This is a genomic window from uncultured Castellaniella sp., assembly GCF_937988725.1.
GTDB lineage: Bacteria > Pseudomonadota > Gammaproteobacteria > Burkholderiales > Burkholderiaceae_B > Castellaniella.
Window position 1 is genome coordinate 32,086 of sequence record NZ_CALKHS010000008.1, and the last position, 13,590, is coordinate 45,675.

At 66.8% G+C, this 13,590-nt stretch carries 14 protein-coding genes and 1 riboswitch; of the genes, 10 read left to right on the forward strand and 4 right to left on the reverse strand.

The genetic code is table 11. The features are described from left to right. Window positions 1-19 precede the first annotated feature (19 nt). The 7 genes from hemL to proB all read left to right on the forward strand — a co-directional run bounded on the left by hemL (window position 20) and on the right by proB (window position 6,640). Window positions 20-1,297 carry a glutamate-1-semialdehyde 2,1-aminomutase gene (hemL, locus tag Q0263_RS06325; RefSeq protein WP_298014462.1) on the forward strand — a complete coding sequence of 426 codons (1,278 nt, stop codon included), beginning with the start codon at window positions 20-22 and terminating at the stop codon, window positions 1,295-1,297. A gap of 156 nt (window positions 1,298-1,453) precedes the next feature. After that, window positions 1,454-1,984, forward strand: a complete 531-nt coding sequence (locus Q0263_RS06330) for a MarR family transcriptional regulator (RefSeq protein ID WP_298014464.1) — start codon at window positions 1,454-1,456, stop codon at window positions 1,982-1,984. Between the two features lie 179 nt (window positions 1,985-2,163). After that, on the forward strand, window positions 2,164-3,390 hold the full coding sequence (argJ, locus tag Q0263_RS06335) for a bifunctional glutamate N-acetyltransferase/amino-acid acetyltransferase ArgJ (RefSeq protein ID WP_298014466.1): 1,227 nt from the start codon (window positions 2,164-2,166) through the stop codon (window positions 3,388-3,390). A 165-nt stretch (window positions 3,391-3,555) separates the two neighbouring features. Then, on the forward strand, window positions 3,556-3,867 hold the full coding sequence (rplU, locus tag Q0263_RS06340) for a 50S ribosomal protein L21 (RefSeq protein WP_298014469.1): 312 nt from the start codon (window positions 3,556-3,558) through the stop codon (window positions 3,865-3,867). A gap of 18 nt (window positions 3,868-3,885) precedes the next feature. Beyond that, on the forward strand, window positions 3,886-4,146 hold the full coding sequence (gene rpmA / locus Q0263_RS06345; RefSeq protein ID WP_298014471.1) for a 50S ribosomal protein L27: 261 nt from the start codon (window positions 3,886-3,888) through the stop codon (window positions 4,144-4,146). 112 nt (window positions 4,147-4,258) lie between these two features. Continuing rightward, window positions 4,259-5,371, forward strand: a complete 1,113-nt coding sequence (obgE, locus tag Q0263_RS06350; protein ID WP_298014473.1) for a GTPase ObgE — start codon at window positions 4,259-4,261, stop codon at window positions 5,369-5,371. Window positions 5,372-5,476: 105 nt separating this feature from the next. Further along, entirely contained in the window at window positions 5,477-6,640 is a 1,164-nt protein-coding gene (proB, locus tag Q0263_RS06355; protein ID WP_298014475.1) for a glutamate 5-kinase, read from the forward strand. A gap of 41 nt (window positions 6,641-6,681) precedes the next feature. On the opposite strand, the gene Q0263_RS06360 is transcribed toward proB, so the two are convergent. Continuing rightward, complete coding sequence (locus Q0263_RS06360; protein WP_298014477.1) at window positions 6,682-7,170, reverse strand: winged helix-turn-helix transcriptional regulator; 489 nt, start codon at window positions 7,168-7,170, stop codon at window positions 6,682-6,684. A 271-nt stretch (window positions 7,171-7,441) separates the two neighbouring features. On the opposite strand from Q0263_RS06360, the gene Q0263_RS06365 reads away from it, so the two are divergent. Further along, window positions 7,442-8,692, forward strand: coding sequence for a D-amino acid dehydrogenase (locus tag Q0263_RS06365; protein WP_298014479.1), 1,251 nt, complete (start codon window positions 7,442-7,444; stop codon window positions 8,690-8,692). Window positions 8,693-8,725: 33 nt separating this feature from the next. Here the strand turns inward: Q0263_RS06365 and Q0263_RS06370 are convergent, their stop codons facing one another. Beyond that, entirely contained in the window at window positions 8,726-9,472 is a 747-nt protein-coding gene (locus Q0263_RS06370; protein ID WP_298014481.1) for a hypothetical protein, read from the reverse strand. A gap of 157 nt (window positions 9,473-9,629) precedes the next feature. Between Q0263_RS06370 and Q0263_RS06375 the strand changes: the two genes are divergently transcribed. Both Q0263_RS06375 and thiC read left to right on the forward strand, forming a co-directional pair. Next, window positions 9,630-9,980 carry a helix-turn-helix transcriptional regulator gene (locus Q0263_RS06375; protein ID WP_366140687.1) on the forward strand — a complete coding sequence of 117 codons (351 nt, stop codon included), beginning with the start codon at window positions 9,630-9,632 and terminating at the stop codon, window positions 9,978-9,980. 49 nt (window positions 9,981-10,029) lie between these two features. Then, a riboswitch (TPP riboswitch) is annotated at window positions 10,030-10,130 on the forward strand. Between the two features lie 76 nt (window positions 10,131-10,206). After that, entirely contained in the window at window positions 10,207-12,120 is a 1,914-nt protein-coding gene (gene thiC / locus Q0263_RS06380) for a phosphomethylpyrimidine synthase ThiC (RefSeq protein ID WP_298014485.1), read from the forward strand. Between the two features lie 13 nt (window positions 12,121-12,133). On the opposite strand, the gene Q0263_RS06385 is transcribed toward thiC, so the two are convergent. Both Q0263_RS06385 and Q0263_RS06390 read right to left on the reverse strand, forming a co-directional pair. Further along, complete coding sequence (locus Q0263_RS06385; RefSeq protein WP_298014487.1) at window positions 12,134-12,862, reverse strand: aspartate/glutamate racemase family protein; 729 nt, start codon at window positions 12,860-12,862, stop codon at window positions 12,134-12,136. 1 nt (window position 12,863) lies between these two features. Continuing rightward, the gene (locus tag Q0263_RS06390) at window positions 12,864-13,589 is read right to left on the reverse strand and encodes a GntR family transcriptional regulator (RefSeq protein ID WP_298014489.1); all 726 of its coding nucleotides are present in this window, start codon (window positions 13,587-13,589) and stop codon (window positions 12,864-12,866) included. Window position 13,590 lies beyond the last annotated feature (1 nt).

Sequence of the window (13,590 nt, forward strand, 5' to 3'; positions counted from 1 at the left end):
TTTCCACCGGAACCGATCCATGTCCCGCAATACCGAACTGTTCGAACGCGCCAGCCGCGCCATCCCCGGCGGCGTCAATTCCCCCGTGCGCGCCTTCCGGTCGGTGGGCGGCACGCCGCCGTTCATCCAGCGAGCCCGGGGCCCCTATCTGTGGGACGCCGAAGACACCCGCTACATCGACTACGTCGGCTCCTGGGGGCCGGCCATCCTGGGCCACGCCGACCCCGAAGTCGTCCGCGCCGTGCAGGCGGCCGCGGAAGGCGGCCTGTCCTTCGGCGCCCCGACCGAGGCCGAGGTCCGGATCGCCGAGGCGATCATCGATCGGATTCCGTCCATCGAACAGGTGCGGCTGGTCAGCTCGGGCACCGAGGCCACCATGTCCGCCATCCGGCTGGCGCGGGGCCACACCGGCCGCCACAAGATCATCAAGTTCGAAGGCTGCTACCACGGCCATTCCGACAGCCTGCTGGTCAAGGCGGGATCGGGCATGCTGACTTTCGGCAATCCGTCGTCGGCCGGCGTCCCGCCCGAGTTCGTGCAGCACACGCTGGTGCTGGACTACAACGACCTGGCCGCCGTCGAGGCCGCCTTCGCGCAATACCCGGACGAGATCGCCTGCATCATCGTCGAACCCATCGCGGGCAACATGAACCTGGTGCGCCCCGCGCCGGGCTTCCTGGAAGGCCTGCGCGCGCTGTGCTCCCGGCACGGCGCCCTGCTGATCTTCGACGAGGTGATGACCGGGCTGCGCGTCGGGCCGCAAGGCATGCAGGGACTGTGCGGCGTCGCGCCCGACCTGACGACGCTGGCGAAGATCATCGGCGGCGGCATGCCGGTGGGCGCCTTCGGCGGCCGCGCCGACGTCATGGCCGACATCGCGCCGCTAGGCGCCGTGTACCAGGCGGGCACGCTGTCGGGCAACCCGGTCGCCGTGGCGGCCGGCCTGGTCACGCTGCGCCGCCTGTCCGAACCCGGTTTCTACGACCGGCTGCACGCGCAGACCGGAAAACTGATCCAGGGCCTGGTGGAACGCGCCCGCCGGCACGGCGTGGCCTTCAGCGGCGACTGGCAGGGCGGGCTGTTCGGGATCTATTTCCGCGACACCGCGCCGACCAGCCTGGCGGAAGTTTCCGCCTGCGACCAGGAGGCCTTCAAGCGCTTCTTCCATGGCATGCTGGATGCGGGCGTGCATTTCGCGCCGTCGGCGTTCGAGGCCGGCTTCGTATCCATCACCCACGACGACGACGTCATCCAGGCGACGCTGGATGCCGCGGACCAGGTGTTCGCCGCGCTGTGAGCGCGCCATCGGGGACGCCCGCCCGCGTCCCCGATGCGGATATTGATAAGAACTTCAAGTTTCTTGACCCAGGACAAGGACGCGCCATTCCTGGACCCCTAAACTAAGTCCGTCATTCACATTACCGTGGCCGCCCGCGCGGCCAAGAGGCGCGCCATGACCGACTACTCCCACTACGCCGCCACGCAGCACCCCGCCGTCGCACTGAGCATTCCGGACCTGGAAACCCGGACCACCGGCCGGGAGCCCGCCGACATCCGCCTGTGGCTGCGCATGCTCAGCTGCTGCACCCTGATCGAAAACGAAGTCCGCAGCCGCCTGCGCAGCGAATTCCAGACGACCCTGCCGCGCTTCGACCTGATGTCCCAACTGACGCATGCCCCCAAGGGCCTGAAAATGAGCGAACTGTCGCGCCTGATGATGGTGACCAACGGCAACGTCACCGGCATCACCGACCAGCTCGAAAAGGACGGCCTGGTGGAACGCATGAAAGACGACGGCGACCGCCGCAGCTCCCTGATCCGCCTGACGATGAAGGGCCGCCGCTACCATCGCCGCATGCAGCGCGCCCACGAAACCTGGATCCAGTCGCTGCTGGGCGGCCTCGCCCCGGCGGCTCGCAACACGCTGTTCGACCTGCTGGGCGACCTGAAGCAGGCGACCTATTCGCGGCTGCCGGCGGCCTGAACCCGGACCGCTGCCGCGCGGCGCTGGGCGCGCTTTGCCGTCATCCGGCGCGACCGCGCCTGAACCCCTCTCCGGGCCGGCGGACCGCGCCGATCCCAAGCACCCCCATTCGTCATAGAATGGGGGTTTGTTTTTTTGTCCTCTGCGCCTTGCGCAGGCAACCCAGACGCACGATCACCATGGCCATCAATCTGCACATCCCGGCGCGAGACGCCATTTTCCCGGTCCCCGGCATCCGCATCGGCACCGCCGAGGCCGGCATCCGCAAGGCCGGCCGCCGCGACCTGACCGTGCTGCTGCTGGACGAGGGATCGTCGGTGGCGGGCGTATTCACGCGCAACCGCTTCCGCGCCGCGCCCGTCCAGGTCTGCGAAGCGCACCTGGCGGCCGGCCATGGCATCCGCGCCCTGGTGATCAATACGGGCAACGCCAACGCCGGCACCGGCGCCCCCGGCATGCAGGCGGCCCGGAACACCTGCAACGCCCTGGCGGGCGAACTGCGGGTCCAGGCCGACCAGATCCTGCCCTTTTCCACCGGCGTCATCCTGGAACCCCTGCCCGTCGACCGCCTGATCGCCGCATTGCCGGCCGCCATCGCCGACGCGCATCCCGATCACTGGTTCGAGGCCGCGCACAGCATCATGACGACCGACACCCAGCCCAAGATCCATTCCCGCCGGATGGACCTGGGCGGCGCGACCGTCACCATCACGGGCATCAGCAAGGGCGCCGGCATGATCCGCCCCAACATGGCCACCATGCTGGGCTTCCTGGGCACCGACGCCGGCCTGTCGCCCGTGCTGCTGCAGGCGCTGGCCCGCCGGATCGCCGACCAGTCCTTCAACCGCATCACGGTGGACGGCGACACCTCCACCAACGATTCCTTCATCATCATCGCCACCGGCGCCAGCGGCGCGCGCATCGAATCCGAACAGGATCCGCGCTACGCCCCGCTGGCCCAGGCCCTGACCGACGCCGCCCGCGAACTGGCGCAGAAGATCGTGCGCGACGCCGAAGGCGCGACGAAGTTCATGACCATCCGGGTGGAACAGGCCGCCACCACCGACGAGGCCCTGAAGGTCGCCTACGCGATCGCGCACTCGCCGCTGGTCAAGACCGCCTTCTACGCCTCCGACCCCAACCTGGGCCGCATCCTGGCGGCCATCGGCTACGCCGGCATCGACGACCTGGACGTGTCGAAACTGACCCTGTGGCTGGGCGACGTGCAGGTCGCCACCCAGGGCGGGCGCGACCCGCTCTACCGCGAGGAAGACGGCCAGCGCGTGATGGCCGAATCCGAGATCCTGGTGCGCGTGGCCCTGGGACGCGGCAGCGTGGCCGACACTGTGTACACCTGCGATTTTTCGCACGAATACGTCAGCATCAACGCGGATTACCGGTCCTGAACCCACACCCCCTTGATTTGCAAGCGGAATTCTGCAAAAATGACGGGCTTGGTCTGGCTTTTAACGAAGCTTGGCCGTTTTTGGCATCCCCGGCATGTTGAATCGGGCTGACCCCATCCAGGGGCAATCAGCCCCAGGTGCCGGGCATTCTCACAGGAAAACCCCATGTACGCGGTCATAAAAACCGGCGGCAAACAGTATCGTGTTTGCGCTGGCCAGAAACTGAAAATCGAACAGATACCGGCTGACATTGGGCAAGAAATCTCGCTGGACCAGGTGTTGTCGGTCGGCGAAGGCGAATCGCTGAAGATCGGCACGCCCTTCGTCGCCGGCGCCGCGGTCAAAGCCACCGTTCTTGCGCAAGGTCGTCACGACAAGGTCAAGATCTTCAAGATGCGTCGGCGCAAGCACTACCAGAAGCGCCAAGGCCATCGCCAGAACTACACCGAAATCCGCATCGACGCCGTTGCGGCCTGATCCTCAAGGAGCACAATCATGGCACACAAAAAGGGCGGCGGCTCGACTCGCAACGGCCGCGACTCCGAATCGAAACGACTGGGCGTGAAGGTCTACGGCGGCCAGGCGATCCTGGCCGGCGGCATTATCGTCCGTCAGCGCGGCACGCAATTCCACCCCGGCGTGAACGTCGGCATCGGCAAGGACCACACGCTGTTCTCCCTGGTGGACGGCACCGTGCAGTTCTCGATCAAAGGGGCGCTGAACAAGCGCACCGTCTCGGTCGAAGCGGTGAACTGACCCACGTCCAGGCCCATCCCCCAAAGTGGCGCTTTTTGCCTTGGGGGCGGCCTGACGGCAAAAAGGCCCTGCCACCCGGCGGGGTCTTTTTTTTCATTAGAATGTATTCACCATGAAATTCGTAGACGAAGCCACCATCGAGGTCATCGCCGGCAAAGGCGGCAATGGCGTGGCCAGCTTTCGCCGGGAAAAATTCATCCCGATGGGCGGCCCGGACGGCGGCGACGGCGGGCGCGGCGGCTCGATCATCGCGATCGCCGACCGCAACATCAATACCCTGATCGATTACCGCTACGCGCGCCTGCATCGGGCCAAGAACGGCGAGAACGGCCGGGGCTCGGACCAGTACGGCGCGGGCGCTCCCGACATCGTTCTGCGCATGCCGGTGGGCACCGTGATCCACGACGCCGACACGGACGAACAGCTGTTCGACCTGGACCGCCACGGCGCGCAGGTCACGCTGGCGGCCGGCGGCAACGGCGGCCTGGGCAATCTGCACTTCAAGTCCAGCACCAACCGCGCGCCGCGCCAGTTCACCCCCGGACGCGAAGGCGAACAGCGCCGCCTGCGGCTGGAACTGAAAGTCCTGGCCGACGTGGGCCTGCTGGGCATGCCCAACGCGGGGAAGTCCACGCTGATCACGCGCGTGTCCAACGCCAAGCCCAAGATCGCCGACTACCCCTTCACCACGCTGCATCCCAATCTGGGCGTGGTGCGCACGTCCGCGTCGCACAGCTTCGTCATCGCCGACATCCCGGGCCTGATCGAGGGCGCGTCCGAAGGCGCCGGCCTGGGACACCAGTTCCTGCGGCACCTCAGCCGCACGCGGGTGCTGCTGCACCTGCTGGACGTGCACTCGCCCGACCCCGACGTCGACGCCTGCGCCCAGGCCATCCAGGACGCCCGGGCCATCGTGCGCGAACTGGAACGCTACAGTCCCGAGCTGGCCGCCAAGCCGCGCTGGCTGGTGCTGAACAAGCTCGACATGGTCGAAGACCCGGCCGCCATCCAGGACCGCATCTGCCGCGAACTGCGCTGGACGGGCCCGGTGTTCGGAATCTCCGCCCTGACCGGCGCCGGTACCCAGCCCCTGATGGGCGCCATCCAGTCCTGGCTGGACGAGCAGCAGCGCGCCGAGCACGCGCACGACGACGACCCTCGTTTTCCGGACGGTTCGGGCGCTGCGGGAACGCCGGATGCGCCAGCCGGACAGACGCCATCCTGAACGACGCTGCGCTAAACTCCAAAGCACCTCCCCCGACGGCCCGATCACCGGGCCGTCGGATGACCCAGCCCCGGCACTCGCCGTCCCCATCTTTCGCACGACCGCATGTCCACGCCCGCCCTTTCCCCCTCCGTCGCCCGGGACGCCCACCGGCTGGTCCTGAAAGTCGGCTCTTCCCTGGTCACCAACGACGGGCGGGGCATCGACCTGCAGGCGGTCGCGCAATGGGCCGAGCAGATCGCTGCCCTGCACGCGGCGGGCCGCCAGGTGGTCCTGGTCTCCAGCGGGGCGATCGCCGAAGGCATGGCCCGCCTGGGCTGGCCGCGCCGCCCCAAGGCCATGTCGGAACTGCAAGCGGCGGCGGCCGTCGGCCAGATGGGTCTGGTCCAGGCCTACGAGGCCGCGTTCGCCCGCCACGGCATCCGCACGGCCCAGATCCTGCTGACCCATGAAGACCTGGCGGACCGGCGCCGCTACCTGAACGCCCGCAGCACCCTGGTGACGCTGCTGAACCTGGGCGTGGTGCCCATCGTCAACGAAAACGACACGGTCGTCACCGACGAGATCCGCGTGGGCGACAACGACACGCTGGGCGCCCTGGTGACCAATCTGGTGGAAGCCAGCGTGCTGATCATCCTGACGGACCAGGCCGGCCTGTACAGCGCCGACCCGCGCAAGCATCCCGATGCGCAGTTCATCCACCAGGGCCAGGCGGGCGATCCCGCCCTGGAAGCCATGGCGGGCGGCTCGGGCAGCGCCATCGGCACGGGCGGGATGCTGACGAAGGTCCTGGCCGCCCGGCGCGCCGCCAACAGCGGCGGGCACACCATCATCGCGTCCGGTCGCGAGCCCGCCGTGCTGCAGCGCCTGACGTCCGGCGAGGCCATCGGCACCGAATTGCAGGCCGTGCTGCCGGTCAGGTCCGCCCGCCAGCGCTGGATGGTGAATCACCTGCGACTGCGCGGCCGCATCACCCTGGACGCCGGCGCCGTGCGGGCCCTGACCCAGGGCCATCGCAGCCTGCTGCCCATCGGCGTCACGGACGTGGAAGGCGATTTCGAACGCGGCGACGTGGTGGCCTGCGTCGACGAGCACGGCGTGGAATGCGGCCGGGGCCTGATCAATTACTCGTCGGACGACACGGCGCGCATCCTGCGCCAGCCCAGCGCCCGCATCGCGGACATCCTGGGACACCTGTCCGACCCGGAACTGATCCACCGCGACAACCTGGTGGTAGTGCGCGCCCGCGCCCCGCAGACGGACGAATAAAGACGGGCGCGCCGCCAGCGGGACAGGCGGCCTGCGGCCGGCTATTTCTGCGCCGGAACGAACAGGGTTTCCTTGACCTCTTCCATGACCACGCAGCTTTTGGTCTGGGTCACGCCCGGCAGGCGCAGCAGGATGTTGCCCAGCAGATTGCGGTACTGGCCGATCTCCTTGATGCGGGCCTTGATCAGGTAGTCGAATTCCCCCGACACCAGATGGCATTCCAGCACCTGGGGCACGCACAGCACTTCGCGGCGGAATTCCTCGAAGGTGCGCTCGGACTTGCTGGACATGCTGATTTCCACGAACACCAGCAGGCCGGCATCCAGGGCGGCCGGGGACACCCGGGCATGGTAGCCTGTGATGACGCCGTCCCGTTCCAGGCGCCGCACCCGCTCGATGCAGGGAGTGACGGTCAGGCCGACCGCATCCGCCAGCTCCGTCATGGACAGGCGGCCGTTTTGCTGCAGCAGATCCAGGATGCGACGATCGATCTTGTCCAGCGTGTGGACGGATTCTTTCTGAATGCGCATAGAACTTCCTGAAGAAACGCGCCGCGGCCGCCGGCGGCGCGGCATCCGACGCGAACGGCGAGTCCCCTCCCGAAACCGGTGAAAGCCGCCCGCCGACCGCGGAAAACCCGCGCCGGAAAGGTTGTGCCCGCCCTGTCAGCATTTTGTCCTGCTGCCTGGAGTTTGGCTAGACCGCGCACGTCGAAAATCATGAAAACCCTATTTTTTCATGAAAAATCACCTGAGGTTATTGCCTATCATCATCAAAAATTAATCCAATCGAGGTTCGATCATGAAGGTTCTCGTTTTAGGGGCCGGCGTCGTGGGGGTCACGAGCGCCTATTACCTGGCGTGCCAGGGACACGAAGTGACCGTCATCGACCGGGAATCCGGCACCGCCGAGGAAACCAGCTTCGGCAATGCCGGGCAGTTGTCCTTCGGCTATTCGTCCCCCTGGGCGGCGCCCGGCATCCCCTTGAAGGCCCTGAAGTGGCTGTTCACGCAGCATGCGCCGCTGACCATCCGGCCCGACGGCAGTCTGTTCCAGCTGCGCTGGATGTTCGACATGTGGCGCAACTGCACGCCGGCCCGCTATGCCACCAACAAGGACCGCATGCTGCGTCTGTCGGCTTACAGCCGCCAGTGCCTGCACGAACTGCAGTCGGATACCGGCATCCAGTTCGAAGGCCGCCGCCAGGGCACACTGCAGGTATTCCGCACCCAGAAGCAGATGGACGATGCCCAGCGCGACGTCCAGGCCCTGAGCGACGCCGGAGTGGCCTACGAGCTGATCGACGGCGACCATCTGGCGGACTACGAACCCGCCCTGCACCAGGTGCGCCACAAGCTGGTCGGCGGCCTGCGCACCCCCGACGACGAGACGGGCGACTGCCGGCTGTTCACCCATGCCCTGACCCGGCTGGCCGAAGCCCGGGGCGTGCAGTTCCGGTATGGCGAAACCATCCAGGCCCTGCATCAGGCGGGCGGACGCATCACCGGCGTGCAGTGCGTGTCGGGCCTGCAGCAGGCCGACGCCTACGTGGTGGCGCTGGGCTCGTATTCGCCCCTGCTGCTGCGCGGCATCGTGGACATTCCGGTCTACCCCATGAAAGGCTATTCCATCACCGTGGACATCGCCGACCCCGCCCGGGCGCCCGTTTCCACGCTGCTGGACGAAACCTACAAGATCGCCCTGACCCGCTTCGAGCAGCGCATCCGCGTAGGCGGCATGGCCGAGGTCGTCGGCTACGACACCCATCTGGATCCGCGCCGTCGGCGCACCCTGGAAATGGTCCTGAACGATCTGTTCCCGGGCAGCTACACGCCCGGCGACGTGAATTTCTGGACCGGCCTGCGTCCCAAGACCCCGGACAGCACCCCCATCGTCGGGCGCACCCGGCTGGACAATCTGTTCCTGAACACCGGCCACGGCACGCTGGGCTGGACCATGTCCTGCGGCAGCGGCCGCCTGATCGCCGACATCGTGTCCGGCCAGTCCACCGCCATCCGCAGCGACGACCTGGGGGTGCAGCGCTACCGCTGAGCCCCGGCGGACGGGGGCCGTCCGCCGCGCCTTTCACAAGGCCCAGGCGTAGCCGAAATCGCGCAGGGATTCGATCGGCGGCGCGGGCATGCCGACCGCGCCGGCGCGCCGCCGCAGGCGGCTGATGGTGCTGCGGCACCGGGGATCGCGGATACGGACCTGCTGGGGCCGCCAGACATGCAGCACCGCGGCGACCAGATCGGCATGACTGGCCACGTGGCCCGGCGCGTCGAACAGGCACAGCAGGATCGCGCGTTCCGACACGGTCAGGCGCAGCGACGCGTCCTCGTGTTTCAGGACCCACGCCAGATCCGCCAGACGCCACGGTCCGATCCGCAGGTCCGCATCTTCTTGGCCCGGCGCAGGGAAATGGCGGGGCAGCCCGGCCGCGCCGAAGCGGTCGCGGCGGCAGGCCAGCGCCGCCAGCACCGACGCCAGCAAGGGCGGCGGGTCGTCTGGCCGCAGCACATAATCCACCCCGCAGGACAGCAGGGCCGCCTGTTCGGGCCCCACCGGCTGGCCGTGCCAGGCGACGAGGCTCAGCCCGGGCCAGGTCAGCCGGGCAGCCTGCGCCGCCCGGCAATTGGACGCGACGTCGTCCAGCAGCACCAGCGCGGCCGGTTCCCGGACATCCGGCCGCGCCATCGCTCGCCGCAGGGCCGACGCATCGGTGAAGCGCGTCACCCGGCACCCCGCGGATGCCAAACGATGAAGCCACACATTGTCTGTCTGCGCCAGCGCCCAGACCCCCTGGCCGCCCGTGCCGGTTTCCCCGAACATTCATCCCCCGCCGCCGCGCCTGCGGCCATCCATGCATGGCCCGTGCGCGGCAAGTGTCATCATCCAGTCTCTCATTATTACATTAGTGATATCCAATGAACACCAACGTGGTATAGGTTTTTAGTCCAATGGGGGCGTGGAAACATTTGGCGAACGATTGCGGCAAACCCGGATCCGGCTGGGCCTGTCACAGGCGCAACTGGCGCATGCTTGCGGGCTGTCTCAAAGCGCCATTTCCAGCTACGAGAACGGCAGCCGGCGATCCCCCAAGAAACTGCTGAACCTGGCGCAGACGCTGGGCGTGGACATCTACTGGCTGAGCCGCGGCGACGGCGCCGCCCATCCGGCCAGCAACACCCCGGCCTCCATGCACGATCCGGCATCCCCCTGGCCGTTTCCCTCCATCGAACCCCGCGTGTTCTGGTCGCTGAGGCAGAAAGACCGGCAGGCGGTGGAAGCAACGGTCTCCGCCTTGATCGACAGCCTGCTGTCTCCCGAAAAATACTGACTATTTTCAGGGCGGGCACTGGCGGACGGCGCACGATCCCCCTATACTTGACTCCTCGCAGGGGTACTCGACGGCAAAGCCGGCGGGTTGAGAAACACCCTTCGTACCAGTACGGATAATGCCGATGCTGGGAGCGTGCGCGGTGTCCAGCTCTTCCCCGGAACGCGCTTTCCCTCCTCCCCGACTCGGCTCCATTTCCGAAAACTTTCGAACCTGGAGCTTCCTCTTGAACGCCAATCCTCAGTTTTTCGCCACTCAGGCCACGGTCGACAGCGCCGCCGTCCAGCCGCTGCCCGCTTCCCGCAAAGTCTATGAAACGGGCTCCCGCCCCGACATCCGCGTCCCCTTCCGGGAAATCCGGCAGGACGACACGCCCTCGCTGTTCGGCGGCGAAAGCAATCCGCCCCTGACAGTCTACGACACCAGCGGCCCCTATACCGACCCGGATGCGGCCATCGACATCCGGCAAGGTCTGGGCACCCCCCGCCTGCCCTGGATCCTGGAACGCCGGGACACCGAAGCCCTGGAGGGCCTGAGCAGCCAGTACGGCCGCGCCCGCCAGGCCGACCCGGAACTGGACGCTCTGCGCTTCGCCCGCACCCGGGCCCCGCGCCGCGCCAGCGCCGGCGCCAACGTCACGCAGATGCACTACGCGCGGCGCGGCATCGTGACGCCGGAAATGGAATACGTCGCCATCCGGGAAAACCTGCGCCGCGAACACTATGTGGAAAGCCTGCGCAACTGCGGCCCCGAAGGCGCCCGCCTGGCGGAACGCCTCACGCGCCAGCATCCCGGCCAATCGTTCGGCGCCGCCATCCCGCCGGCCATGACGCCGGAATTCGTGCGCGACGAAGTCGCCCGGGGCCGCGCCATCATTCCGGCCAACATCAACCACCCGGAAGTCGAACCCATGGCCATCGGCCGCAACTTCCTGGTCAAGGTCAACGCCAACATCGGCAACTCGGCGATCCGTTCCGACATCAGCGAGGAAGTCGAAAAGATGACCTGGGCGATCCGCTGGGGCGGCGACACCGTGATGGACCTGTCCACCGGCAAGCACATCCACGAGACCCGGGAATGGATCATCCGCAATTCGCCGGTGCCCATCGGCACGGTGCCGATCTACCAGGCCCTGGAGAAGGTCGGCGGCGTGGCCGAGGAGCTGAACTGGGAGATCTTCCGCGACACGCTGATCGAACAGGCCGAACAGGGCGTGGACTATTTCACCATCCACGCCGGCGTGCGCCTGCCCTTCGTGCCCATGACCGCCAGCCGCATGACCGGCATCGTGTCGCGCGGCGGCTCGATCATGGCCAAATGGTGCCTGGCGCACCACAAGGAAAGCTTCCTGTACGAGCATTTCGAAGACATCTGCGAGATCATGAAGGCCTATGACGTCAGCTTTTCCCTGGGCGACGGGCTGCGCCCCGGCTCGGGCTACGACGCCAACGACGAAGCCCAGTTCGCGGAACTGCGCACGCTGGGCGAACTGACCCAGGTGGCCTGGAAGCACGACGTGCAGGTGATGATCGAAGGCCCCGGCCACGTGCCGATGCAGATGATCCGCGAGAACATGGACCTGCAGTTGAAGCACTGCCACGAGGCGCCGTTCTACACCCTGGGACCGCTGACGACGGACATCGCTCCGGGCTACGACCACATCACTTCCGGAATCGGCGCCGCGCTGATCGGCTGGTACGGCACGGCGATGCTGTGCTATGTGACGCCCAAGGAACACCTGGGCCTGCCCAACAAGAAGGACGTGAAGGACGGGATCATCACGTACAAGATCGCCGCCCACGCGGCCGATCTGGCCAAGGGCCATCCGGGCGCGGCGATCCGGGACAATGCCTTGTCCAAGGCGCGTTTCGAGTTCCGCTGGGACGATCAGTTCAATCTGGGCCTGGATCCGGACACGGCCCGGGCCTTCCACGACGAGACGCTGCCCAAGGATTCGATGAAGGTGGCGCACTTCTGTTCGATGTGCGGGCCGAAGTTCTGCAGCATGAAGATTTCGCAGGACGTGCGGGATTACGCGAAGGACAACGGTCTGGACGAGGCGACCGCCCTGGCGCAGGGCATGGCGGCGAAATCCGCGGAGTTCATTGCGCAGGGGGCGGAGATCTATCAGAAGGCGTGATGCCGCTCACGCGTCAAACGGCATGTCCCGCCAGAAGGCTGGCCAATTCGCGGGACACGCCGTGATACGCGATCCCGGGGACCGGCGGCGCGCGCGGCGCCTCGCTCGCCAGCCCCGCCTGGACCGCCTGCGCCATGGCGGCCGCGAGCGGGTCGATCAGCCGGACGGAGGCCCGCAGGCGCCCCCCGAAGCCGGACAGGGCCGAACCGCCCAGAATGATCGTACGGGCTCCGGCCCGGGTGGCATCATCCACGGCGCTTTGCATCATGTCTGTGAAGGCGGCAGGATTCCTGGTGATGTCCAGACCCGTGGTATCAACGGCAAATATGCCGCGCGCCAAATCGGCATGCGGCATCGACAGCATTCGCTCGCCGAGCATCGGCACCCATGCCGCGCCCGCCGTGATGATCGCGAAAGGCTCTTGATGGAAAGCAGCGGACGCTACCGACGATTCCAGCAAGCCGACCACAGGCACCGAGGCGAGCTCGCGCAGCGCCTCAAGGCCCGGATCACCGAAGCAGGCAACGACGACGACATCCACCCGGCCGTGATACTGCACGTAGGCATCCAGGCCCGCATGAGCGGCAATGGCATAAGAGACCCGCGACGCAATGACCGCTCCTCCGAATCGAGCCGTCGCCGGCACGATTGTCACGTCCCCAGGAACGTGCTGCCGCGCTTCTCGAACAATATGCCGCGTCATCTCCAGCGACGTATTGGGGTTCAACAGCAGGATATCCATGCTATCGATCTCCCGCCGGGGACGCCGCCTTCCGCGCGGCATAAGAGTCAATCGCCCGACGCAGCGCAGGCAGTACATCCGCCTTTCCCGCCGGAACCGCCCGCGGCAGCAACCGGGTTTCAATCAGCGCCAGATGCACCATCATGGCGTGCGCAGCGGCGGGCGAGTCCCGCTCCTCCAGCGCGCGCAGTATGGCTTCATGCTCATCCACCGCGCAAGCCGTCGCATTGCTGTCTTCGAAGAGAGCAACCAGCATGGAAGTTTTCGCGACCAATTCCTGCATGGTACGGATGAGGAAGTCGTTGCCCGTCATATGCGCCAGGATGATGTGGAACTCTCCTGACAGACGGACCGATTCGGCGCGGCTACGCTGGTGATGCGCATGCTGCTCGCTTGCGAAATGAATCCGGAGCGACGCCCTCTGTTCATCGTTCAGGCACTCGGCAAGCCGCCAGGCGATGCCGCCTTCCACAATCCGGCGCGCCTCATAAATTTCATGGGCATCCTGGATGCTGGGGTTGACGACATAGGCGCCGCGATTGGGAATGATTTCAATCAGGCGCTCATGCCCCAGACGGTGCAGGACCTTGCGGATGCGCTCCCGAGTGACGCCAAACGTGGTGGCCAGCCGCTGTTCTCCCAGTTTGGCCCCGGCAGCCAGCTGTCCCGAAAGCAGGGCCTCCGACAGAACGTCATAAATGACTTGGTCATCGAACTTCAGCGCCATC

What these genes read in the sequence shown, in the direction of transcription:
- rpmA (WP_298014471.1), top strand. Translation starts at nt 3,886, where the DNA reads ATGGCACACAAAAAGGGCGGCGGCTCGACTCGCAACGGCCGCGACTCC.
- Q0263_RS06390 (WP_298014489.1), bottom strand. Translation starts at nt 13,589, where the DNA reads ATGGCGCTGAAGTTCGATGACCAAGTCATTTATGACGTTCTGTCGGAG.
- Q0263_RS06370 (WP_298014481.1), bottom strand. Translation starts at nt 9,472, where the DNA reads ATGTTCGGGGAAACCGGCACGGGCGGCCAGGGGGTCTGGGCGCTGGCG.
- Q0263_RS06385 (WP_298014487.1), bottom strand. Translation starts at nt 12,862, where the DNA reads ATGGATATCCTGCTGTTGAACCCCAATACGTCGCTGGAGATGACGCGG.
- rplU (WP_298014469.1), top strand. Translation starts at nt 3,556, where the DNA reads ATGTACGCGGTCATAAAAACCGGCGGCAAACAGTATCGTGTTTGCGCT.
- hemL (WP_298014462.1), top strand. Translation starts at nt 20, where the DNA reads ATGTCCCGCAATACCGAACTGTTCGAACGCGCCAGCCGCGCCATCCCC.
- Q0263_RS06330 (WP_298014464.1), top strand. Translation starts at nt 1,454, where the DNA reads ATGACCGACTACTCCCACTACGCCGCCACGCAGCACCCCGCCGTCGCA.
- Q0263_RS06360 (WP_298014477.1), bottom strand. Translation starts at nt 7,170, where the DNA reads ATGCGCATTCAGAAAGAATCCGTCCACACGCTGGACAAGATCGATCGT.
- Q0263_RS06365 (WP_298014479.1), top strand. Translation starts at nt 7,442, where the DNA reads ATGAAGGTTCTCGTTTTAGGGGCCGGCGTCGTGGGGGTCACGAGCGCC.
- proB (WP_298014475.1), top strand. Translation starts at nt 5,477, where the DNA reads ATGTCCACGCCCGCCCTTTCCCCCTCCGTCGCCCGGGACGCCCACCGG.
- obgE (WP_298014473.1), top strand. Translation starts at nt 4,259, where the DNA reads ATGAAATTCGTAGACGAAGCCACCATCGAGGTCATCGCCGGCAAAGGC.
- argJ (WP_298014466.1), top strand. Translation starts at nt 2,164, where the DNA reads ATGGCCATCAATCTGCACATCCCGGCGCGAGACGCCATTTTCCCGGTC.